Source organism: Helicobacter valdiviensis, from assembly GCF_003245365.1.
In the GTDB taxonomy this organism is placed as follows: domain Bacteria; phylum Campylobacterota; class Campylobacteria; order Campylobacterales; family Helicobacteraceae; genus Helicobacter_D; species Helicobacter_D valdiviensis.
In genome coordinates this window covers 1-21,094 of sequence record NZ_NBIU01000015.1, presented here as the reverse complement: position 1 = coordinate 21,094, position 21,094 = coordinate 1, and the positions used below count along the sequence as shown (strand labels likewise).

Genomic DNA, 21,094 nt, shown 5'->3' with positions numbered 1-21,094 from the left:
TATGAAAAGATTTTCAAATGTTGGATTTGTCTTAGCTACTGCTGGAAGTGCAATAGGGCTTGGTGGAATTTGGAAATTTCCTTATTTGGTAGGACAATATGGAGGAGCTGCTTTTGTGCTTGTTTTTATTGTCGCTTTTGTGCTTTTTGGCGTGAGTGTATTTATTGCAGAAATGCTTTTTGGTAGGCATACAGGACAAAATGCTGTGAGTGCTTTTGAAACTCTAGCACCTAAAGATGCTAAATTCCTAAAATATGGTGGATTTATGTTTATTTCAGGAATTTTGATTTTCTCTTTTTATGCGGTGGTTTTGGGTTGGCTTGTGCATTATCTGCTTTTAAGTATAATTGGTATGCCAACAACCTTGCAAGAAGCACAAAGCGTTTGGGGTAATTTTGCCTCCAAAGAAGCTTCTTGGCAAATTTTGTGGCATTTTATCATTGTTGCACTGTGTGCGTATGTGTTAAATAAGGGTGTAAAAGCAGGGATTGAGAAGTTAAATTTAATTTTAATGCCACTTTTATTGTTTATTTTTATAGGTTTGCTAGTGTATGCAATGATGCAAGATGCTTTTTGGAAGTCTTTTACTTATCTTTTTGCTTTTGATGCGAGCAAATTAACCCCGCAAGTTATTGCAGAGGCAGTAGGGCAAGCATTTTTTGCACTCTCTTTAGGGGTAGGTGTGATTTTGACTTATTCTAATTCTTTACCAAAGCATGGAAATTTTGTAAAATATGCTGTTTATGTCGCATTGATGAATTTTTTATTTTGTCTAGTGGCTGGGCTTGTGATTTTTACTTTTATTTTCGGATATGGAAGTGAGCCAAGTCAAGAAGTGGGATTAGTTTTTATCTCTTTGCCACTGATTTTTGCTAAAATGGGAATAACAGGACAGATTATTGCATTTTTATTCTTTGTGGCATTGATTTTTGCTGGGATTACTTCAGCAGTTTCTATGCTTGAGCCTTTTAATTCTTATTTGATTGAACGCCATAATATGAGTAGAAAAAAGGCAAATTTTATTGGCATTTCTATTGCGTATCTTTTAGGGTTGGTTGTATTATTTAGTGGACTTGATGTATTTAGTGCAGATCTTAGCTTTTTTGGTAAAAGTCTTTTTGGTTGGTTTGCTTACCTTACTAGCACATTTATGTTACCGCTTGCAGGTGTGTTTATGTGTATATATATGGGTTGGATTTTGCCTAAAGAGAAAGTTTATGCAATGTGTGAGGGGCATTTGACATCTTTTTGGTTTGTAGGGTGGTATTGGACAATTAGAGTGATTGCTCCTATTGGAATATTGATTGTAATGTTTAGTTTAATCTTTAAGTGATTGAGGATAGTTTTATATAAGGGAGTGCAACTTGTGAGTAAATGTGTTAAACATTGATGAGGTAGTTTATGAATTACCATATTGTCATCACAAGCAAAGCTTCCTTGCAATGCCACATCCATCTGTCATCATCAGCAAAGACCCTTTTTTGTAATAAATACCCCTATACCTGTCATCATGAGTAAAGCAAAGCTTTATGTGGTAATCTAAATAAGATTGCTTCAGCCCTAAAGGGCTTTATAATGACAAAATAACCTTACAGGGTAAAAAGATTGCTTCATATCACTAAAGCTCCTCGCAATGACAGAAATAATGATAAAAAAGGACTTAAAATGGCAGAAACAAGCTTGTAAGGCAAAAATGGATTGTTTCATTAGTAAAGCCTCTTTGCAATAACATTCCCATCTGTCATCACGAGCAAAGCAAAGCTTTGCGTGGTAATCTTAAATAGATTGCTTTTTAGTTCTAAAAGGCTTTATAATGAAACACTGGGTGTAAATGAATGAATGTGTAAGCAAGTGTAGCAGTCTAAAAGCTACATCTTAGAGGTATTTTTAATTTGTGCTTTAGTTTTTATGGATAATGCTATGCTTGTGTATTTTACTTAATAATGGTTTAATAAACTTTGATGAGAACTTTATGGTAGAGAAGAAATTTTTGCATCTTTGAATATGGGATAGCAAGGAAGATTGTATTTGTTAGGAAATTTGGCTTTTGTATTCTATAAACTTATAGCATTTGTCTTATCAGCACTTATTTCTTCCCGCTCCATATTTTTTTTCCATAGCTTCTTTGAAGAACTCCCTTTGTGATTTTGGGATTTTATCAGGGTGGTGCTTTTGCATATGTTCTAAATATTTATCATAGCTTGGCATTCCAACAAGCAAGTGAAAAAATCTATCAGATTTTTGATAGATTTTTATGCAAAATAAAAGAAATTTAGACTTTATTTGCATAATCACTTGCTTTAAGATAAGGGCTTTCTGCTAATGGAATTGTATTTTCTCCTCTTAGGCTTTGGAGGCAAATTCTAATCGTTTGCATTAAAACAAGAAGAGTAATAAACATAAAGAAAGCACAAAGAATTGCATTTAAGAGGTTGTTGCTTGCTAGAGTTTCAAATTTTTCCATTTCTGAAGTGAGTTGATTAATCTCTTGAGCATTGGTGGTTTGTTGGATTTTAGCCAATAAATCTTGTGCCTTTGCTTTATTGTTTTGATAGAGTGCAACATGGCTTACTGCATCATGAATCTTCTCTCCATTTGCAGGAAGAAGCTTTTCAACTCCTGCATAAAGTGTGCTAACAAGCACCCAAATAGTTGGCAAAATAACAACCCATGAAAATCTTGCTTTGCCCATTTTAAAGAGTATAGCAATGACTGCTAAAAGTGCCATACCTGCTAACATTTGATTAGAAACCCCAAAGAGTGTCCAAAGCGATTTAATACCGCCTTGCGGATCGGTTACTCCTTGATAAAGAATATATCCCCAACCTGCAACACAAATAATTGTTGCCAAAATTCCATAAAACATAGAATGGATATTTCCAAAAGGCTTATAAACATTTCCCAAAACATCTTGAACCATAAATCTGCCCGCTCTTGTTCCAGCATCTACTGCTGTTAAAATAAACAAAGCTTCAAATAAAATAGCAAAATGATACCAAAAAGCCATAGAACCAGCATTAAATACAGGAACTTGAGAAATGATAGTGGCAAGCCCAATAGCAAATGTGGGTGCCCCTCCAGTTTTGCTTAAGATGCTTGGTTCCCCAATTTCTTTTGCGGTGCCTAAAATATCTTCAGGTGTGATTACAAATCCCCATGAACTAATAGTTTGTGCGGCTATTGTTGCTGCTTCTGTTACATCTTTAATACCAACTGTTCCAAGAGCTGCAGGGGCAACATTGATAGAGAAGTAAAGTCCAGGAGTTAAGATAACAGCAGCAATTAATGCCATGATAGCTACTGCAGATTCCATAATCATAGAGCCATAACCTACCATTTTAGCATGGGATTCTTTTTCAAGCATTTTAGGTGTAGTTCCACTTGAAATAAGTGCATGGAAACCGCTAATTGCACCACAAGCAATGGTGATAAATAAAAATGGAAAAAGTTGTCCGCTAAATACAGGACCACTTCCATCAATAAATTTAGTCATACTCTCAAATCTTACTTCAGGAGCTGCTACTAAAATACCAAAAGCCATAATTACAATCACGCCAATTTTTAAGAATGTGCTTAAATAGTCTCTAGGAGCCAGTAAAAACCATACAGGTAAGATTGCTGCGATAAAGCCATAGCCAATCATAATGTAAGTTAAAGTAACAGGGCTTAAAGTAAAGTAAGCAGCCAAAGTAGGATTAGCTGCTACATCACGGCCATAATAGAGTGCTAAAAGGAGCAGAATAAAGCCTATAATACTTGCTTCTCCAATTTTTCCAGGGCGTAAGAAACGCATATGGATACCCATATAAATTGCAATAGGAATTGTCATAGCAATGGTAAATAATCCCCAAGGCGATTCAGCTAAAGCATTGACAACAACCAAGGCTAAAATTGCAATGATTAACATCATAATGCCTAAAATCCCTATCATTGTAATGCTACCTACACCTTTTCCAAGTTCTAGCTTGATAATCTCTCCTATGGATTTCCCATTTCTACGCATTGAAATAAAAAGCACAGTAAAGTCATGCACAGCACCTGCTAAAACAACTCCAACTACAATCCAAATCATACTAGGCAAATATCCCATTTGAGCTGCCAAAATCGGTCCTACAAGCGGTCCAGCACCAGCAATTGCGGCAAAATGATGTCCAAAAAGTATGGCTTTGTTTGTGGGAACAAAATCTCTTCCATCATTTTGCACTACTGCAGGAGTAGCACGATTGTCATCAAGTTCTAAAACTTTTTCTGCAATATATTTTGCATAAAAGCGATATCCAATCACATAGAAACAAACAGCTGCTACAATAATCCAAACTGCTGAAATACTTTCTCCTTGATGTAGTGCTAATACACCAAAGCAGTATGCACCAACTAGACAAATAGCAGACCATAATAGAATGCTAAGAAGTTTTTTCATTATCTTTTCCTTAAAGATTAAGTTTGTTTTGAAATTTAACAAAATAAATTATTAATGTTTAGAAATTATACATATCAAAAATGAGATTTTTTTTAATCAAGGAAAAGTTTAAAAATTTTAAGTTACTTTTTGTGAATGTAATGGGTATTGTGTTTAATTTTTACTCACAAAAACGCTAAAAGATTTTAGTGTTTTTGTTTATAATTGTGGATAAATTCTACAAGTTTGATTGCATTTTCTCGTGGTAAATCTGGTAACATTCCATGTCCTAAATTAAAAATATGCCTTTCTCCATTCATAAGATCTAAAATTTCTTTAGCACCCTTTAGCATAGATTTTTCATCATAAAGACGGCATGGCTCTAGGTTTCCTTGAAGCACATAATTTTTGCCTAAGATATTTTTGGCTTCCTCTAAAGGTGTGCTCCAATCTACCCCAAATACATCAAAATTTCCATCAATTTTATTTAAATATCCACTAATTCCTTTTGGAAAAAGAATAGTGGGAATATGCGGGAATTGTTCTTTAATAAAGTTAGCAATTTTTTTATTGTATTCCCAGCCAAACTCTAAATAAGCTTCTTCTTCTAAAGCACTAGCCCACGAGTCAAATACCATAACTGCATTCACACCTGCCTTAATTTGTTCTTTAAGGTAAAGGCAAAGATTGTTAGTGATTTTTTCTAAGAGGGTATGGAGGAGTTTAGGATTAGAATAAAGAAGTTTTTTGGATTTTGCATAAGTCTTGCTTCCTTCTCCTTCTATCATATAGGTAGCAAGAGTCCAAGGAGCTCCACAAAATCCAATTAATGCTTTATCATTAGCAAGTTTTTCTCTTGTAAGAGAAATCGTATCATAGACATAATTTAATCTTAGGTGTGAGTCTTCTTTAAGATTTGCAATATCTTGTGAGGTTTGAATAGGATTTGCAAATTTGGGTCCCTCACCTTTAAAGAATCCAAGTTCTAGTCCCATTTCCATGGGAACTACTAAAATATCACTAAATAAAATTGCTGCATCTACATTTAAAATATCTATAGGTTGCAAAGTTACTGCACTTGCTAAAGTAGGGTTTTTACATAGAGAAAGAAAATCTCCTGCCTTTTGTCTAACTTCTTTGTATTCGCTTAGATAGCGTCCTGCTTGTCGCATAAACCATACAGGTGTATAAGGGGTAGATTTTCCAAAGCATGCATCAATAAAAATCATTTTTATCCTTTTTAATGTTTTTGATCTTTGTGTAAGAAATACAGTCCAACTGATAAGGCTAGGATAGAGATAGCAAAAAAGAGCATATCTTGAGTGCTTTTCATACCCATATTAAGCACCTTAGAGAAAAATGCTACAATGAGTGCCATTACAATTACTTTAGCAAGTTTGTCTTTTAGTTGATCTAATGTGTGGATTTCTAACACTTTAGAGGAGTTTTCATCTTTGATTTGGATTTTACAAATAAAAAGCTCATAAAGCCCAAAAGCAAAGATTAAGAGCACTACAGCGATTAGATATAAATCAATCGCCATAATGATTGTATTTAGAAGAATATTGTGAATATCTGCTCCTGCTTCTAGGGCGTGTGTGTAATAAAGATAAGTTTGTTTTCCTGCTTTAATAATATCTACACTAGCAACAATAAAAAGTAAAATTGCACCTACTAAAGATAAAATAACTGCTAAGATAATAAACAATCTTGCATTCCACATTAAAGATTCAAAAATTTTTCGCAAAAAAGCCAATTTCTTTCCTTATAAAGTCAAAATTTCTTATTAAGTATAGCAAATTTCTCCTAAAGGCTTGTTGATTTAAAGGGTAAACAAGTTACTTTTAAATTACAAGAGGATTATCAGTAAAATTTGTGTTGGAATTTCATTAAAATTGCAAAAATCTGGAAAATGAGGGCAAGTTTAATTTTTGAAGTTAAAATTGTTTGTGAAGGTTGTAAGTATTTTAAGGTATGAAGGTGAAGTGTAAAGTTTAGAAGTTAAAAAGATTTGTAAGATTATTTTTGCTAATAAGCTATAAGCTAATAGAATGTTATTTTAAAGTGTGTGGGAGTTTTGAAGTTAAAGAGAATAAAAAGTTTTTAGATTAAAACTTTCTATTAGAAAAAAAATGCTAAAATCAGCCCTTAAAATTTTAATTTAAAAGGGGAATGTCTCTTATGGAAAATCTTGGTGGCACTTTAACACAACTTTTGCCTTTGGTGGTTTTGATTGCAATTTTTTACTTTTTAATCATACGCCCACAGCAAAAACAAGCTAAAAATCATCGCGATATGATAGCTTCCTTAGATAAAGGAGATAAAATCGTAACAAGTGGTGGCTTTATTGTAGAGGTTGTTAAAAAAGAAGAAGAGTATTTTATGGTGAGATTAAACGATGACACAATAGTAAAACTTGCTAAAGATTATGTTGCTAAAAAGGTAGAAAAATAAAAAAATGAAAAAGCCATTTAACACAAAGTTGCTTTTTTTTATCATTGCAACATTATTTGGGGTGATACTTTCTGTTCCCTCTATTTTTCAAACTCAAGGACCTAAAATTACCTTGGGTTTGGATTTACAAGGCGGATTAAATTTGCTTTTAGGAGTAAAAACACAAGAAGCCATTAAAACGCGTTATTCCACTCTTGCTTCAGAAATTAATTATTATACATTGGATAATCAAATTTTAATAGATGCATTAAATGCGGATGAAAATAGCATTACATTTGAGCTATTGGATTCTAATGAAAAAGTCAAAATGGATACATTTTTTTCTAAAATGCCAGAGTTAAATATTAAGGAAAACAATCTTATTTATCATATTTCTCTAAAAGAGGAAGAGGTATTAAATGTAGAGCGTTTTGCGATTGAGCAAGCTATTGGAAATATTAGAAATAGGCTTGATCAGTTTGGACTATCAGAGCCTAGTGTAACCAAGCAAGGTGCAGATGCGATTTTGGTGCAGTTACCTGGTATCAAAACAAATGAGCAAGAACAAAGAGCACTTGATTTAATCTCTAAAGGCGGACATTTGCAAATGATGGCAGTAGATGAAGCTAGAAATGCAAGAGTGTCTAGTATGAGCGAGGAAGAAGCTAGGAATTTAGGGGATGTTATTTTGCCTTTAGTAAATTCTCAAAGCCAAAAAGTCCGCGATGAAATCAAAACTCTTAAAGATGAAGTAGAAGTTTTACGCCAAAAAGAAGAACTTGATTCACAAGAGCAAAATGCACTAATGCAAAAAGAGCTTGAAATCACCCAAAAAGAAGAAGAATTAATTAAAATAAGAGCATTGCCTAATCAGGAAATTTTATTAAAAGCTATTCCGATTTTAGATGGTGCAATGCTAACAGACGCTAAGGTAGCTTATGATCAAAATGGGCAACCTGTGATTAATTTTACGCTTAATTCTCAAGGTGCAAAAATTTTTGGAGATTTCTCGGGGAAAAATATTGGAAACCGTATGGCAGTTGTGTTAGATGGTAAAGTATATTCAGCACCTGTAATTAGAGAAAGAATTGGAGGTGGTAGCGGACAAATTAGTGGTGGATTTAGTGTCCAAGAAGCAAGTGATATTGCTATTGCCCTTAGGAGTGGGGCACTTCCTGCACCTATTACACTTTTAGAGAAGAGAAGCGTGGGGCCAAGTTTGGGTGCAGATAGCATTCAAGCTTCCATGATAGCCTTAGTAAGTGGTGCTGCTCTTGTGATTGTTTTTATGGTGTTTTATTATGGCATTGCAGGGGTAATTGCAAATATTGCAATGGTTGTAAATATTTTCTTGGTTATTGCAGTAATGGCACTTTTTGGGGCTACGCTTACGCTTCCTGGTATGGCAGGGATTATTTTAACTGTAGGTATGGCAGTGGATGCAAATGTAATTATTAATGAGCGGATTAGAGAAGGTTTTAGAGCAAGAGAAGGCTTTATAAAGGCTATGGAAAATGGATATGCTAATGCTTCAAGAGCTATTTTTGATTCTAACCTCACTACGCTAATTGCAGCAATTTTACTTTATGCGTTTGGAACAGGAGCTATTAAGGGCTTTGCCATTACTATGGGAATAGGAATTTTAGCTTCTATTATTACAGCAATTATTGGAACACATGGTATTTTTAGGCTTTTGCAAGATAGGATTGTAAAATCAAAAAATTATGCACTTTGGTTTGGTTATAGAGAAGGGAAGAGATAATGGAATTTTTTAAACACAATAAAGTCTATGATTTTATGAAAATTGCAAATTATGGGATTGTGCTTTCAGGAATTTTACTCATTGTTTCTTTGGTGCTTTTTTTTAAGCCTGGTTTTACCTATGGTGTAGATTTTGCAGGTGGAACTATCATACAACTAAAATACACAAAAGAAGCTCCTATAGCAGAGATTAGAGAAAAATTAAATTCTGTGCCAGAGTTTGAAGGAGCACAAGTAAGTGAGTTTGGTTCTAAAGAGGAAGTATTGATTAAGCTCTCTGTAACGACAAGTTCTGTGCAAAACAGTATAAAAGAGCAAATTGAAGAACTTTTAGCACCTACTGGAGAGTTTCAAGTTAGGCGTGATGATGTTGTAGGACCCAAAGTAGGAAATGAGCTTAAAGAAAAAGGTATGATGGCTTTGGTTTTAGCATTATTAGCGATTTTAGCTTATGTAGGTTATCGCTATGAATGGAGATTTGCAATTGCTAGCGTATTGGCATTGGTGCATGATGTTGTGATAGCAGCAGGAGCAATTATACTTTTTGATATTGATTTAAATTTAGAAGTTGTCGCTGCACTTTTAACACTTATTGGATATTCTATTAATGATACGATTATTGTTTTTGATAGGATTAGAGAAACTATAGGTGCAAGAAGTGGGCAAAGTTTGAAATTTATTATCAATGAAGCACTTTCAGCAACTCTTTCAAGAACAGTTTTGACATCAGTTACTGTATTTTTTGTAGTTTTAACACTTTATTTATTTGGTGGAGAAATTATTGTAGGATTTAGTTTGCCTATGCTTGTTGGTTCTATTGTGGGGAGTTATAGCTCCATTTTTATAGCAAGCAAGCTTGTAATGTTTTTTGGATTTGATATTAAAAAATATAATGAAAAAATACAAATGGCAGAAAAAAAGAAATTAGAGAAAAAAAGATTAAGAGAAATGTATGAAAAAGGCAGGGTATAAGGAGTAAAAATGGACTGGGGCAAGGTTATTTTTATATTTTTTATTTTGATGAGCTTAACTTCAACTTTGGGCTTTTTGTATGAACAAAATATTGTTATGCTCTTTATAGCAGGTGGAGTAAATATTATCTCTACCATTTTAAAATTGGGTGTTAGGAGTTATATGTCAGCGGAGCTTATGGCGAGTTCTCTTGTTGCGGATTTACATTTAATTCCTGCTTTTATTTATATGCAAGTTTTAAATAATGTAGGAATTGCAGTAGCACTTGCTATTGGGGCACTTGCTGCTAATGTTGTATCTATTTTGTTTGTTGCGATTGAAAGTATTAAAAGCTATAATGAATACCGTTAGTTAAAGGAAAGAAATGGAATATAATGCTAAAGAAATTGAGAGAAAATGGCAAGATATTTGGGAAGAAAATGGTGAATACGAGCCAAAAGAAGATAAAAGTAAGCCCAAAAAATATATTTTAAGTATGTTTCCTTATCCTAGCGGAAATATCCATATGGGACATGTGAGAAATTATTGTATTAGTGATGCAATTGCTAGAAGATTTCGCAAAGATGGCTTTAATGTATTGCATCCTATTGGATGGGATGCTTTTGGAATGCCTGCAGAAAATGCGGCTATTAAGCATAAAACACACCCAAAAAATTGGACTTATGCAAATATTGATAATATGCGAAAAGAGCTTTATTCTTTGGGATTTTCTTTCTCTCGCACGAGAGAACTTGCAACTTGTGATGAAGAGTATTCTAAGTGGGAACAGTCTTTATTTATTGATATGTGGAATAAGGGGCTAATTTATCGTAAAAAAGGTTATTTAAATTGGTGTCCTAATGATAAAACGGTATTGGCAAATGAACAAGTAGTTGAAGGAAAATGTTGGCGTTGTGATACTCCTGTAGTGCAAAAGGAGATGTATCAATATTATGTAAAAATTACTGATTATGCCCAAGAACTATTAGAAGACTTAGATAAATTAGAGGGCAAGTGGCCTAATCAAGTTTTAACAATGCAAAGAAATTGGATAGGCAAATCACAAGGTTTGCAATTTGCTTTTAAGTTAGAAAAGCCTTTAGAAACTAAAGAGGGTGTGATTAATTCTTTAGAAGTTTTTACTACAAGGGCGGATACGATTTTTGGTGTAAGCTACTGTGCTTTAGCTCCTGAACATCCTTTAGTCAAAGCTTTGATTGCTGAAGGAAAGATGGATAAGGAATTAAGAGAAAAAATCTTAAAAATGCAAAATACTCCCGAAAAAGAAAGGGCACAGCAGGAAAAAGAAGGTTTTAGTCTACACTTGAATGTTATCCATCCTTTTAGTGGGGAGAGAATACCTTTATGGGTTGCAAATTTTGTCTTAATGGGCTATGGCAGTGGTGCTGTAATGAGTGTTCCAGCACATGATGAGAGGGATTATGATTTTGCGAGTAAATATAATCTTCCTATTAAGCAGGTTATTGATAGTAATAACGAACCTCTGCCTTATACACAAGAGGGTATTTTAATAAATTCTCAAAATTACAATGGAATGCAATCTGCCAATGCAAAAGAGGAAATTATAAAATATTTTGAAAAAAATTCTTTAGGGCAAGCAGTTACAAATTATAAGCTTAGAGATTGGGGTATTTCAAGACAGCGTTATTGGGGGACGCCTATCCCATTAATCCATTGTGAAAATTGTGGGATTTTACCAGAGAAAAAAGAGAATTTACCTATTAGGTTACCTTTAGATGTTGTGATTGATGGAGAGGGAAATCCACTTGAGAAGCACCCAACTTTTAAACAATGTAAATGTCCAAAATGTGGTAAAGAAGCTTTAAGAGAGAGTGATACGCTAGATACTTTTATGGAATCTAGTTGGTATTTTTTGCGTTATACTACTCCACCTAGTCTAAGAGAAAATGAAATTTTTAGTAAAGAAGATCAAGAATATTGGATGGATGTAGATGAGTATATTGGTGGAATAGAGCATGCTATTTTGCATTTATTATATTCACGCTTTTTTACAAAGGTATTAAGAGATCTTGGCTATACTAGAAGCAGTGAGCCTTTTTCACATCTTTTAACACAAGGTATGGTTACTAAAGAAGGTGCTAAGATGTCAAAATCTAAAGGCAATGTAGTAGAGCCAAAAGAGATTATCCAAAAATTTGGAGCAGATACTGCAAGATTGTTTATTCTTTTTGCAGCGCCTCCAGTTAGGGAACTAGAATGGAATGATTCAGCACTAGAGGGTTCTTACCGTTTTATTAAAAGACTTTGTGCTAAGGTAGAAAATATCATTAAAACTCAAGAATTGCCAAAAGTAGATACAGCAAATCTTAGTAAAAATGAAAAATTAGCAAGAAAAAAAGTCTATGAAGCATTAAAAAAATCCAATGAAACCTTTTCTTATGAAGGAGGATATAGCTTTAATACGATGATTGCAGCTTGTATGGAAGCACTTAATGCACTAAATGATCAAGATAATAAGCAAATATGGAGTGAGGGTTATTTTATTTTGTTAAATATTTTAGAGCCGATTATTCCTCATATTTGCTGGGAATTAAGCAAAGAATATTTTAATCTTAAAAATTTTACCCAAGTTAAAGTGGATGAAGAAAGTTTAAAAGAAGATGAGATTAAAATAGCACTTACAGTCAATGGTAAGCTTAGAGGAGAAATCAATGTAGCTCCTAATTCTTCTAATGATTTTATTTTGGGACTTGCAAAAGAGCAGTTAAAAAAATGGATTGAAGATAAAACGATTGTAAAAGAAATTGTGGTTCCAAATAAGCTAGTAAATTTGGTTGTTAAATGATAGTGCGTTTTTTAATTTTTGCTTTCTTGTTTGTGGGCTGTGGGTATAAGCCTATTTCTCATTACACTAAGGAGGCTTTAGGAGAAAAGATTTTTGTGGAGCTAAAAGTAGATGCACGCGATTCACAAAATAGTGTAGAGTTAAAAGATGAGCTTTCTCGTGCAGTTTTTTCGCGTCTTCAATCTCAAATCACAGATAAAGAGCGTGCAGATTCTATAGTGAAAGTTAAGCTAGATTCTGTTTCTTTTAGTGCATTGGCTGAAAATACTACGGGTTTTGCGACTTTTTATCGTTGTAATGTTGTAGTGGAGTTTGAATACTTTAATAAAGCTACACAAAAAACAAGAACATTTTTAAAGAAAGGTTATTATAACTTTTCTTTAAATGATAGTTCTGTAATTACCGATTCTGCAAGGTTAGATGCTATCAATAAGGCACTTTTGCAAGCTATTGATGGATTTGTTTCGCAAGTTGGGGTTGATACACAATAATGCTATCTAGCAAGATTGCAAGAGAGGCTTTAAGGGAGCTTATTAAAGAAGGAAAGGATCCTACTCCAGAGGCTTATGCAGATGCTTATTATAAAGCATCTTTGCGTCTTGGTATTGTAGTCAATGAAGAATCTTATTATGATCTTAAAAAACTTTTTTCGCTTTTAGATAAAGATATTCAAGAAAGCTTGCAAGGCAAAAACTACAAAACACAAAATGAACTTACTCTCTCGTTAATCCAAATGGTAAATCACCAGCAATTTTATTACAAAGCTTTTTTAACACAAAAAGAAATTATGCGTTATTGTTTGCGTCTTTTATCTACTCATTCTAATAAATCCATAAGAACTTTGGCTAAAGAACAATTGCTAGAATGGGATAAATTAAACCAAAATCTAGCACTTAGATGGAAAGAAAATTGGGGAGAACTAATAAGAAATCTTAATAAAGAGGAATTAGAGAGTAAAAATGAAGATTTTAGTATTTTGGAAGTTTTTTTGCAAATTAAAGGAGATGAGGATTTTAATAAGTGGCAAGAAGAGTTTAGAAATATTTTAAATTCTAAAAGTAATTTTGGAGAACATCATCTTTTAGAACTCAAAAAGCATCTTTTAAAATTAGAAAATTTTTTAAAAACCAAAGAACAAAATAAAGAAAACCATCTTTTAGAAGAAGTAAAAGAAGGAAAAACTAAAGAAGTAAAAAAAACACTCAAAGCAAATGAATGCGAATTTAAAGATTTGCAGTCTTTACCTATAGATTTAAGCACATCGTTAATTAATTATGAGGGAATGGAAAGTGTTTTAGGATTTGCAGAGAATGCCTACCAGCAAGAAGGGATACATTATTGTGTGATTAGCTTTGGGATTGCAAATTGTGGAAAATTGCTAGAGGTGTATAAAGAAGAGGCAACTAGACGCGTTGTAGCCACACTTGGGCGTTTATTAAAACAATATTCTAACACAAAAGATTTGATTGCTTATTATGGTAAATGTGAATTTTTAGCTTGTCTTTTAAATAGGGATAAAGAAGAAGCAATTGCTTTCATTAAGCAGCTAGATGAAGCGGTTAAAAAGAGTATTTTTATGTTTCAAGAGAGCAGAATTTCTATTTCTTTATGTGCACAAGTTTCTTTTAGAGAAGATGAAGAAAGTTTGGACAAAATGCTAGAAAAGTCACAAAGAGAGTTGCAAGCCCATAAAAAAGAATCAGGAATTTTTTAGATGGAATTAGAAGCGTTTTTAGAAAAAAAGGGTGCAGAATATGCTCCTTTTGATAAAACAAGAGCAGGAAGAATTTTTAAAAATTTAAATTTAAAATTTAAATTTAAACCCATTCATATCATCGGCACAAATGGCAAAGGAAGCACAGGGAGATTTTTAGCACTTATGCTAAAAGAGCTTGGATATAATGTAGGGCATTTTACTTCTCCACATCTTTTGGAGCTTGGAGAGAGATTTTGGTTGAATGGTAAGATAGCTACAAAGCAATCCTTGCAAACTGCTTTTAGAGAGCTTTATAAGCCTATTTTGGAAGAGGCTAGCTATTTTGAAACTTTGACTTTTTTGGCCTTGATTTACTTTAAAGATTGTGATTATTTGGTTTTAGAAGCAGGGCTTGGAGGGGAGTTTGACTCTACGACTGCTTGCATAGATGAAGCTTTAAGTCTTTTTACATCTATTGGAAAAGACCATGAAGAGCTTTTAGGCAAAAGCATAGAAGAAATTGCTACAACAAAATTAAAAGCAATGAAACAAAATGCGATTTTAGGCATTCAAAATGAAAAGATTGTGGGAGAAATAGCACAAAAAATCGCAAAGGAAAAAGGGGTAAATTTACAAATACTTCTTAAAGAAAAAATAGAAAAAAATGTATGGGATTATATAAAAATTATGGATTATCCAGCCTATCAAGCAGAGAATTTATATCTTGCTTATATCGCATTAAAAACACTTGGTTTGGAATTTAATCTTGAAAATTTACCCTCTCTTGATTTACAAGGCAGAATGCAAAAAATACAGTCTAATATTTATTTAGATGTATTGCATAATCCCTTGGGAGCTAAAAAAAGCTTAGAATATTTCAGTAAAGAAAAATTAATTATAGTTTATAATTCCTATTTAGATAAAAATCCTAAAGAGATTTTAGGGATTTTAAAGCCCATAATTAAACGCGTAGAGATTTTAGAAGTTTCTAATTTACGCATTATTGATAAAAAAAGATTAGAAGATATTTTAAGAGAGCTTGATATTTCTTATAAATACTTTAAAGAAATTAGCAAAGAAGAAAAATATCTTGTTTGTGGTTCTTTTAGTGTGGTGGGCGAGTTTTTAAAAAGGTATGTGATTGAAAAATAGATTTGTGGTTACTATAACCGATGTAAATGGTTCTAAGCAATACAATATCCATCAATATATGAAGCAAATTTTGCTTTATGGGGTTTTATTGGTTGTTGTGATTGTATTTTTTAGTTTTATTTCTATTCAACTTCTCTTAAAAGAAGTAGAGCAAATTGAAAATAAACGCGATTTAATGCAGCAAGAATATGTTAAAATCAACCAAACTAATGAAAAATTGCAAGCCCTTATAGATGAGAAAACAGAAGAGCTTGTTAAGGTTTCTGATAGAATTGAAGACTTAGAAGGAATTGTTGGACTAAGCGATCAAACTATTGAAAAGCCAGATTTAAGCCTTATGGAAAGAGTGGATTTGGCAAGTATTACAGGTGCACAAAAGACTTTTGTTATGCAGTTAATTCCTAATGGAAAACCTTTTAGGGGAGAATATAGAACAACTGCACAATGGGGAACTAGAGTGCATCCAATTTTACGCAGAACCCATTCACATACAGGAATGGATTTTGGTATGCCAATAGGAACGCCAATTTACGCTCCTGCAGATGGTGTAGCAGATTTTACAGGAAATGGATATAATGGTGGCTATGGAATTATGGTAAAATTAGAACATTCCTTTGGTTTTAAAACATTCTATGCACATTTAAGTAAGATTATAGTGCAAAAAGGGGAATTTGTAAGACGCGGACAGCTTATTGCATATTCAGGAAACTCAGGAAGAAGCACAGGTCCTCACTTGCATTATGAGGTGCGTTATTTAAATAGGGATTTAAATCCTAAGCCTTTTGTAGAATGGACAATGAGGGATTATACTAAAATTTTTGAGAAGGAGACAAGTATAAAATGGCAATCTTTACTAACAATGATAAACAGGCTAGCGGAAATTCAGGGAACACAAGTATTATCTCGCAGGGAACAAAAATAAAAGGTGATATTATTAGTGAATGTTCTTTACATATTGATGGTGCATTTGAAGGGAATATTATTGCAAAAAATAGTGTAACTATTGGTAAAAATGGAAGCGTTAAAGGGAGTATTAATGCAGAACATTTAATGGTAAGTGGTAAGCTTATGGGGAATTGTGATTGTAATATGGTAGAAATCTTGCCTCAAGGTCGTATTGATGGAGAAGTAGCTGCAAGAGAAATTGTTATTGAAAAAACAGCAGAATTTGTAGGGCAGAGTATCGTGCATAAAGATAGACAACATCAAGATGCTTTTTCCAATAAAGACAAAAAGCCTCTTGGAGTAAGCACACCTAGCACAGAAGCTAAAAACAGCTAAAAGGTTAAGCTACAAATACAATGCAAGCTAGCTTTTATGAATTTTTAAAGACAAAAGAAAAAGAACTTCTTTTAAATAAAGAGGGTTTTGTTGTTTTAACACAGGACAAAGAGCAAGCACAAAGTTTAAGTGATGTTGCCAAATATCTTGGTTATGAAACTTTTATTATGCCAGATTTTAGAGCAATTTTTGGCGATGATTTAAGGAGCTATCAAGAAGAACTTAAAGAACTCTTAGGAGAGCTTTTAAGATTTTATCAATCTAAAAATCTTAAAAAAATTCTTCTTTCTCCTTTGCAAACACTGCTTCATAAACTTCCCAAGAGAGAAAAATTAGAAGGCATTAGATTAGAATATGGGCAAACAATTCAGTTAGAAGAACTTAAAAACACTCTGCTTTATTTTGGATATGAATTTGTAGATTTAGTGGAAGTGGGTGGAGAAGTTTCTTTTAGGGGAGATATTATTGATATTTTCTTGCCCCATTGTGAAGAACCTTATAGAATTTCGCTCTTTGGTGATGAGATTGAGAGCATTAGAGAGTTTGATAGAGAAAGTCAGCTTAGTAAAAAAGAAGAAATAGAGTTTTTAGAGATTGCACCTGCACTTTTTAATCTTGACAGTCAAGAATATGAAGAAATTTTAGAAAATATTCAAGAAAATCAAGAGGAGTTAGAAGTAGGCAATTTTAACCTTAATGCTTATGGTTTTTGGTATTTAAAGGATAGTTGTTTTTTGCCTAAAATTTATAAAAGTTTTTTAGCTCCGAAGGTTAGTGAAGAGATTAAAGAGCTTTTAGAATTTAAAGAAATAGATGCTGAAATTTTGCAAACTTGTTTAGAACTGGAGGAAATTAAAGAAGCCAAAGAATATGAAGATTTTGAATTTTCTTTTAAAAATATTTTAAGCTTTTTGGAATTCCATAGGGATAAAAAAATTATTCTTATCTCAAAAAGTGAAGCACAAATTAGACAAGCAGGAATTAATCTAGTAGAACACAGGGAATATGAGGTTTTATTGGATAAAGATTATGCAATTTTTATTATTGGTAAGAATGAATTAATCCTTTCTTTAAACACTAAACTTAAGCAAAATAGAAAAAGAAATACCAAAATTTTATTAGATGAACTTCAAGTGGGCGATTATGTAGTGCATATAGATTATGGGGTTGCACTCTTTAGCGGAATTATCCAAGCTAATATTTTTGGGGCAAAGAGGGATTTTATAGAATTAAAATATTTAGGTGAAGATAAACTACTCTTGCCAGTTGAAAATCTAGATAGAATTGATAGATATATTGCAGATGGGGGGATACCGCTTCTTGATAGATTAGGCAAAGGTTCTTTTGTTAAGCTTAAAGAAAAAGTAAAAGAAAAACTTTTTATTATTGCAAGTGAGATTGTAGCAATGGCTGCAAAAAGGGAGTTAATAGAGGGTGTTAAAATTAATGTAGAAAAAGAAGAAATTGCTATTTTTCAAGCACAAAGTGGGTTTGCTTATACAGAAGATCAGCAAAGAAGTGTGGAAGAGATTTTTAAAGATATCTCTCAAGGCAGAGTTATGGATAGGCTACTTAGTGGTGATGTGGGTTTTGGCAAAACAGAAGTGGCCATGAATGCACTTTTTGCAATCTATTTAAGTGGGTATCAGGGTGCTTTGATTGCTCCTACTACACTTTTGGTATATCAGCATTACAATACCCTAAAAGAACGCCTAGAGGCTTTCGGGGTAAAAACTGCTAGATTAGATCGCTATATTAGTGCAAAAGAGAAGAGGGCGATTTTAGAGGGATTAAAGAGTGGAAAAATTGATGTGGTGGTAGGCACTCATGCGATTTTTAATGTAGAATTTCAAAAACTTGCCCTAATTGTCGTGGATGAGGAGCATAAGTTTGGAGTAAAACAAAAGGAAAAGATTAAAGAACTTAGTGAGAATATCCATCTTCTTTCAATGTCTGCCACTCCTATTCCAAGAACACTAAATATGGCACTCTCGCATATTAAAGGAATGAGCGAGTTAAAAACTCCTCCTAAAGAACGCTTAGCGGTAAGAACTTTTGTGAAAGTGGCAAGTGAAGCACTTGTTAAAGAGGTGATTTTAAGGGAGCTTAGGAGAGGAGGGCAGATTTTTTATATCCATAATAATATTTCCTCAATTGAACGCAAAAAAGAAGAGCTTTTAGAGATTTTGCCAGCTTTAAAAATTGCGATTTTGCATTCTAAAATCCAAGCACAAATGAGTGAGGATATTTTGCTAGAGTTTGCAAAAGGGAATTTTAATCTTTTGCTTTGCACCTCTATTGTGGAATCGGGTATCCATCTGCCTAATGCCAATACGATTTTAGTAGATAGGAGTGATTGCTTTGGGATTGCAGATTTGCATCAGTTGCGAGGCAGGGTGGGAAGAGGATCTAAAGAGGGTTTTTGCTATTTTCTTATAGAAGATAAAGAAAAGATTACACAAGAGGCTACTAAGCGTTTGTTGGCTTTAGAAAAAAATTCGTATTTAGGTAGTGGAGGGGCTTTAGCCTATCATGATTTAGAGATAAGAGGTGGGGGGAATTTGTTAGGAGAAGCACAAAGCGGACACATTAAAAATGTAGGCTATTCTCTTTATCTTAGAATGCTTGAAGAAGCAATTTATAAGCTTAGTGGAAATTTAAAAGAAGAGCAAAAAAATGTAGATGTAAAGCTTAGTGTTACAGCTTTTTTAAGTCCGGAGCTTATTAGTTCAGAGCGATTAAGATTGGAATTGTATAGACGGCTTTCGCGTGCTTGTGAGATTAATGAAGTGTATGGGATTGAGCATGAGATTGAAGAGCGTTTTGGCAGGCTAGATATTTATACAAAGCAGTTTTTAGAGCTTATTTGTATTAAAATCAAAGCTAAAATGGCTAAGATTTCAAGTATTAGTAACTATGGGCAAAATATTTCTTTTGTGGATGAAGAGGGCAAAAGAAGTGTGATAAATGCAGTGAGTAAAGATGAAGAAGATATTTTAAAAGCAGTTAATGAAGAATTAGAGAGGCGAAAATAATGCGTTTTGGATTTATCGGAGATATTGTAGGGAGGATTGGTAGAGAGCTAGTAAGGGATTTTTTACCTAAAATTAAGAATGAATATAAGCTAGATTGCGTAATTGCAAATGGAGAGAATGCTTCGCATGGATTTGGGCTAGGCGTTAGTGCAGCAAATGAGCTTAGAAGCTATGGGGTGGATATTTTTACAAGTGGAAATCATATTTGGGATAAAAAGGATATTTATCCTTTTTTAGAACAAGAAGAAAGTGCGATTTTGCGTCCGCATAATTACCCTAAAGGAGTAATGGGAAAAGGAATTTATAAAGGGGTGATAAAAGGAGAGAAATTTGCAGTTTTAAATTTAATGGGATATTTTGGTATGCCACAATGTGAAAATGCTTTTATTTGTGCAAAAGAGAGTGTGGAGGAGCTTAAAAAAGAAGGATTTAAAAATATTTTGCTAGATTTTCATGCAGAAGCTACAAGCGAAAAAAGAGCAATGTTTATGATGTTAAAGGGTGAAGTGTCTGCTATTTTTGGCACACATACGCATGTTGGCACAGATGATTTGGAGATTTTTAATGGGACTTTTGGGGTAAGTGATGTGGGAATGAGTGGCGCTAGAGAAAGTGTGATTGGAATGGAAGCAAAAGAGCCTATAGAAAAATTTTTAAAAGGGATGGGCGGGAGATTTAATGTCCCAGAAAAAAAGGGTATCCCAAGTATTTTTCAAATGATTGTTGTAGAGCTAGAAGAAGGAAGATGTAAAGAGGCTTATAAAATCAAAGTAGTAGATAGAGGAGAGATAAAAATAACTCTTAGGGCAGACTGATGTGTAAAAATCAAGGCAATTAATCTGCGGTGATTATTACTCTCTACCATCATTGCAAGAGTTCGTAGAACTCATAGCAATTTAAGTATTTACCTTTATATAGATTATTCTTTTTTAGACTGCCACACTTTGCTTTAATTTGTTTGCAGTGAAAGAACAGAATGTCATTGCGAGCAAATATGAAATATTTATACTATACCCACTCTCATTTAGGCTGTGGCTTACGCTTTTAATACTAAACTCATAATTATCATAGCCTATATTTTTAATTTTTAGTTTTCCTCCTGCTCTTATTTCTCTTCCCTTTAGCTCACATCTTCCATTTACACCACCTTTTTGAAGTTCATTTAGCTTACTTTCACCCTTTTTATAAGCTTCATTATCGCTTTTTGGTTCTGCAATTTGCATTTTATAGATATTTTCCCCACTTCCTACTTTTATGCTTTTTATCTTTGCTTCACTCACACTTTGCCACTCTAGTATTACTGCTGTGTATTCATTTCTGGAGCTTTCAGAGATTTCTAGAGAATAAAGCTCACTAAGTTCTATGTTATAGCTAGGCAGTGCGGTGCTTTTTTGTGTAATGTTTGCTGCATTATCTCCTATCTTACCATCTTTTGGCAGAATTATTAGCGTATTTTCTTTTATAGTGCAGATAAACCCTAACTCAAAGCACCAAGAATAAAGAAACTCTAAATCACTCTTATTGTTTTGCAAAACTGAAACCACTCTAATATCTTCTCC

At 33.3% G+C, this 21,094-nt stretch carries 17 protein-coding genes and 1 pseudogene; 13 read left to right on the top strand and 5 right to left on the bottom strand.

The window, feature by feature from the left end:
* Position 1: 1 nt before the first annotated feature.
* Positions 2-1,333, top strand: coding sequence for a sodium-dependent transporter (locus B6S12_RS06050; RefSeq protein ID WP_111229906.1), 1,332 nt, complete (start codon positions 2-4; stop codon positions 1,331-1,333).
* 746 nt (positions 1,334-2,079) lie between these two features.
* Here the strand turns inward: B6S12_RS06050 and kcuS are convergent.
* From kcuS to B6S12_RS06030, 4 genes are all read right to left on the bottom strand, one after another.
* A complete protein-coding gene (gene kcuS, locus B6S12_RS06045) occupies positions 2,080-2,289 on the bottom strand; it encodes a KCU-star family selenoprotein (protein WP_181450976.1) in 210 nt (69 codons plus the stop codon).
* Positions 2,273-4,420: a carbon starvation CstA family protein gene (locus tag B6S12_RS06040; RefSeq protein ID WP_111229905.1), complete on the bottom strand. Its 2,148-nt coding sequence runs from the start codon at positions 4,418-4,420 to the stop codon at positions 2,273-2,275. The genes kcuS and B6S12_RS06040 overlap by 17 nt, the downstream gene beginning before the upstream one ends.
* A 185-nt stretch (positions 4,421-4,605) precedes the next feature.
* Positions 4,606-5,628, bottom strand: a complete 1,023-nt coding sequence (gene hemE, locus B6S12_RS06035; protein ID WP_111229904.1) for a uroporphyrinogen decarboxylase — start codon at positions 5,626-5,628, stop codon at positions 4,606-4,608.
* Between the two features lie 11 nt (positions 5,629-5,639).
* The gene (locus B6S12_RS06030; protein WP_111229928.1) at positions 5,640-6,122 is read right to left on the bottom strand and encodes a YqhA family protein; all 483 of its coding nucleotides are present in this window, start codon (positions 6,120-6,122) and stop codon (positions 5,640-5,642) included.
* 458 nt (positions 6,123-6,580) lie between these two features.
* On the opposite strand from B6S12_RS06030, the gene yajC reads away from it, so the two are divergent.
* From yajC to B6S12_RS05970, 12 genes are read left to right on the top strand one after another with little or no spacing between them, the layout of a single operon-like run.
* Entirely contained in the window at positions 6,581-6,853 is a 273-nt protein-coding gene (gene yajC / locus B6S12_RS06025; protein WP_111229903.1) for a preprotein translocase subunit YajC, read from the top strand.
* A gap of 4 nt (positions 6,854-6,857) precedes the next feature.
* Positions 6,858-8,594: a protein translocase subunit SecD gene (gene secD, locus B6S12_RS06020; RefSeq protein WP_111229902.1), complete on the top strand. Its 1,737-nt coding sequence runs from the start codon at positions 6,858-6,860 to the stop codon at positions 8,592-8,594.
* On the top strand, positions 8,594-9,565 hold the full coding sequence (gene secF, locus B6S12_RS06015; protein WP_111229901.1) for a protein translocase subunit SecF: 972 nt from the start codon (positions 8,594-8,596) through the stop codon (positions 9,563-9,565). Before secD ends, secF begins: the two co-directional genes overlap by 1 nt.
* Positions 9,566-9,574: 9 nt before the next feature.
* Positions 9,575-9,916 carry a DUF6394 family protein gene (locus tag B6S12_RS06010; RefSeq protein ID WP_111229900.1) on the top strand — a complete coding sequence of 114 codons (342 nt, stop codon included), beginning with the start codon at positions 9,575-9,577 and terminating at the stop codon, positions 9,914-9,916.
* Positions 9,917-9,929: 13 nt separating this feature from the next.
* The gene (gene leuS, locus B6S12_RS06005) at positions 9,930-12,371 is read left to right on the top strand and encodes a leucine--tRNA ligase (RefSeq protein ID WP_111229899.1); all 2,442 of its coding nucleotides are present in this window, start codon (positions 9,930-9,932) and stop codon (positions 12,369-12,371) included.
* 2 nt (positions 12,372-12,373) lie between these two features.
* Entirely contained in the window at positions 12,374-12,862 is a 489-nt protein-coding gene (gene lptE, locus B6S12_RS06000; protein ID WP_245892559.1) for an LPS assembly lipoprotein LptE, read from the top strand.
* Positions 12,862-14,085 carry a GGDEF domain-containing protein gene (locus tag B6S12_RS05995; RefSeq protein WP_111229897.1) on the top strand — a complete coding sequence of 408 codons (1,224 nt, stop codon included), beginning with the start codon at positions 12,862-12,864 and terminating at the stop codon, positions 14,083-14,085. Before lptE ends, B6S12_RS05995 begins: the two co-directional genes overlap by 1 nt.
* Positions 14,086-15,219: a Mur ligase family protein gene (locus B6S12_RS05990; RefSeq protein ID WP_111229896.1), complete on the top strand. Its 1,134-nt coding sequence runs from the start codon at positions 14,086-14,088 to the stop codon at positions 15,217-15,219.
* Complete coding sequence (locus tag B6S12_RS05985; RefSeq protein ID WP_111229895.1) at positions 15,209-16,141, top strand: M23 family metallopeptidase; 933 nt, start codon at positions 15,209-15,211, stop codon at positions 16,139-16,141. The genes B6S12_RS05990 and B6S12_RS05985 overlap by 11 nt, the downstream gene beginning before the upstream one ends.
* Positions 16,060-16,500 (top strand): bactofilin family protein, encoded by a 441-nt coding sequence (locus B6S12_RS05980; RefSeq protein ID WP_111229894.1) that lies wholly within the window; start codon positions 16,060-16,062, stop codon positions 16,498-16,500. The genes B6S12_RS05985 and B6S12_RS05980 overlap by 82 nt, the downstream gene beginning before the upstream one ends.
* 20 nt (positions 16,501-16,520) lie before the next feature.
* Complete coding sequence (gene mfd, locus B6S12_RS05975; protein ID WP_111229893.1) at positions 16,521-19,535, top strand: transcription-repair coupling factor; 3,015 nt, start codon at positions 16,521-16,523, stop codon at positions 19,533-19,535.
* Positions 19,535-20,350: a TIGR00282 family metallophosphoesterase gene (locus B6S12_RS05970; protein ID WP_111229892.1), complete on the top strand. Its 816-nt coding sequence runs from the start codon at positions 19,535-19,537 to the stop codon at positions 20,348-20,350. Before mfd ends, B6S12_RS05970 begins: the two co-directional genes overlap by 1 nt.
* Positions 20,351-20,464: 114 nt before the next feature.
* On the opposite strand, the pseudogene B6S12_RS05965 reads toward B6S12_RS05970, so the two are convergent.
* Positions 20,465-21,094: pseudogene (locus tag B6S12_RS05965) on the bottom strand (phage late control D family protein); the annotation flags it as partial.

Coding starts and splice junctions, on each gene's coding strand:
- B6S12_RS06050 (WP_111229906.1), top strand. CDS start 2: ATGAAAAGATTTTCAAATGTTGGATTTGTCTTAGCTACTGCTGGAAGT.
- kcuS (WP_181450976.1), bottom strand. CDS start 2,289: ATGCAAATAAAGTCTAAATTTCTTTTATTTTGCATAAAAATCTATCAA.
- B6S12_RS06040 (WP_111229905.1), bottom strand. CDS start 4,420: ATGAAAAAACTTCTTAGCATTCTATTATGGTCTGCTATTTGTCTAGTT.
- hemE (WP_111229904.1), bottom strand. CDS start 5,628: ATGATTTTTATTGATGCATGCTTTGGAAAATCTACCCCTTATACACCT.
- B6S12_RS06030 (WP_111229928.1), bottom strand. CDS start 6,122: ATGTGGAATGCAAGATTGTTTATTATCTTAGCAGTTATTTTATCTTTA.
- yajC (WP_111229903.1), top strand. CDS start 6,581: ATGGAAAATCTTGGTGGCACTTTAACACAACTTTTGCCTTTGGTGGTT.
- secD (WP_111229902.1), top strand. CDS start 6,858: ATGAAAAAGCCATTTAACACAAAGTTGCTTTTTTTTATCATTGCAACA.
- secF (WP_111229901.1), top strand. CDS start 8,594: ATGGAATTTTTTAAACACAATAAAGTCTATGATTTTATGAAAATTGCA.
- B6S12_RS06010 (WP_111229900.1), top strand. CDS start 9,575: ATGGACTGGGGCAAGGTTATTTTTATATTTTTTATTTTGATGAGCTTA.
- leuS (WP_111229899.1), top strand. CDS start 9,930: ATGGAATATAATGCTAAAGAAATTGAGAGAAAATGGCAAGATATTTGG.
- B6S12_RS05995 (WP_111229897.1), top strand. CDS start 12,862: ATGCTATCTAGCAAGATTGCAAGAGAGGCTTTAAGGGAGCTTATTAAA.
- B6S12_RS05990 (WP_111229896.1), top strand. CDS start 14,086: ATGGAATTAGAAGCGTTTTTAGAAAAAAAGGGTGCAGAATATGCTCCT.
- B6S12_RS05980 (WP_111229894.1), top strand. CDS start 16,060: ATGGCAATCTTTACTAACAATGATAAACAGGCTAGCGGAAATTCAGGG.
- mfd (WP_111229893.1), top strand. CDS start 16,521: ATGCAAGCTAGCTTTTATGAATTTTTAAAGACAAAAGAAAAAGAACTT.
- B6S12_RS05970 (WP_111229892.1), top strand. CDS start 19,535: ATGCGTTTTGGATTTATCGGAGATATTGTAGGGAGGATTGGTAGAGAG.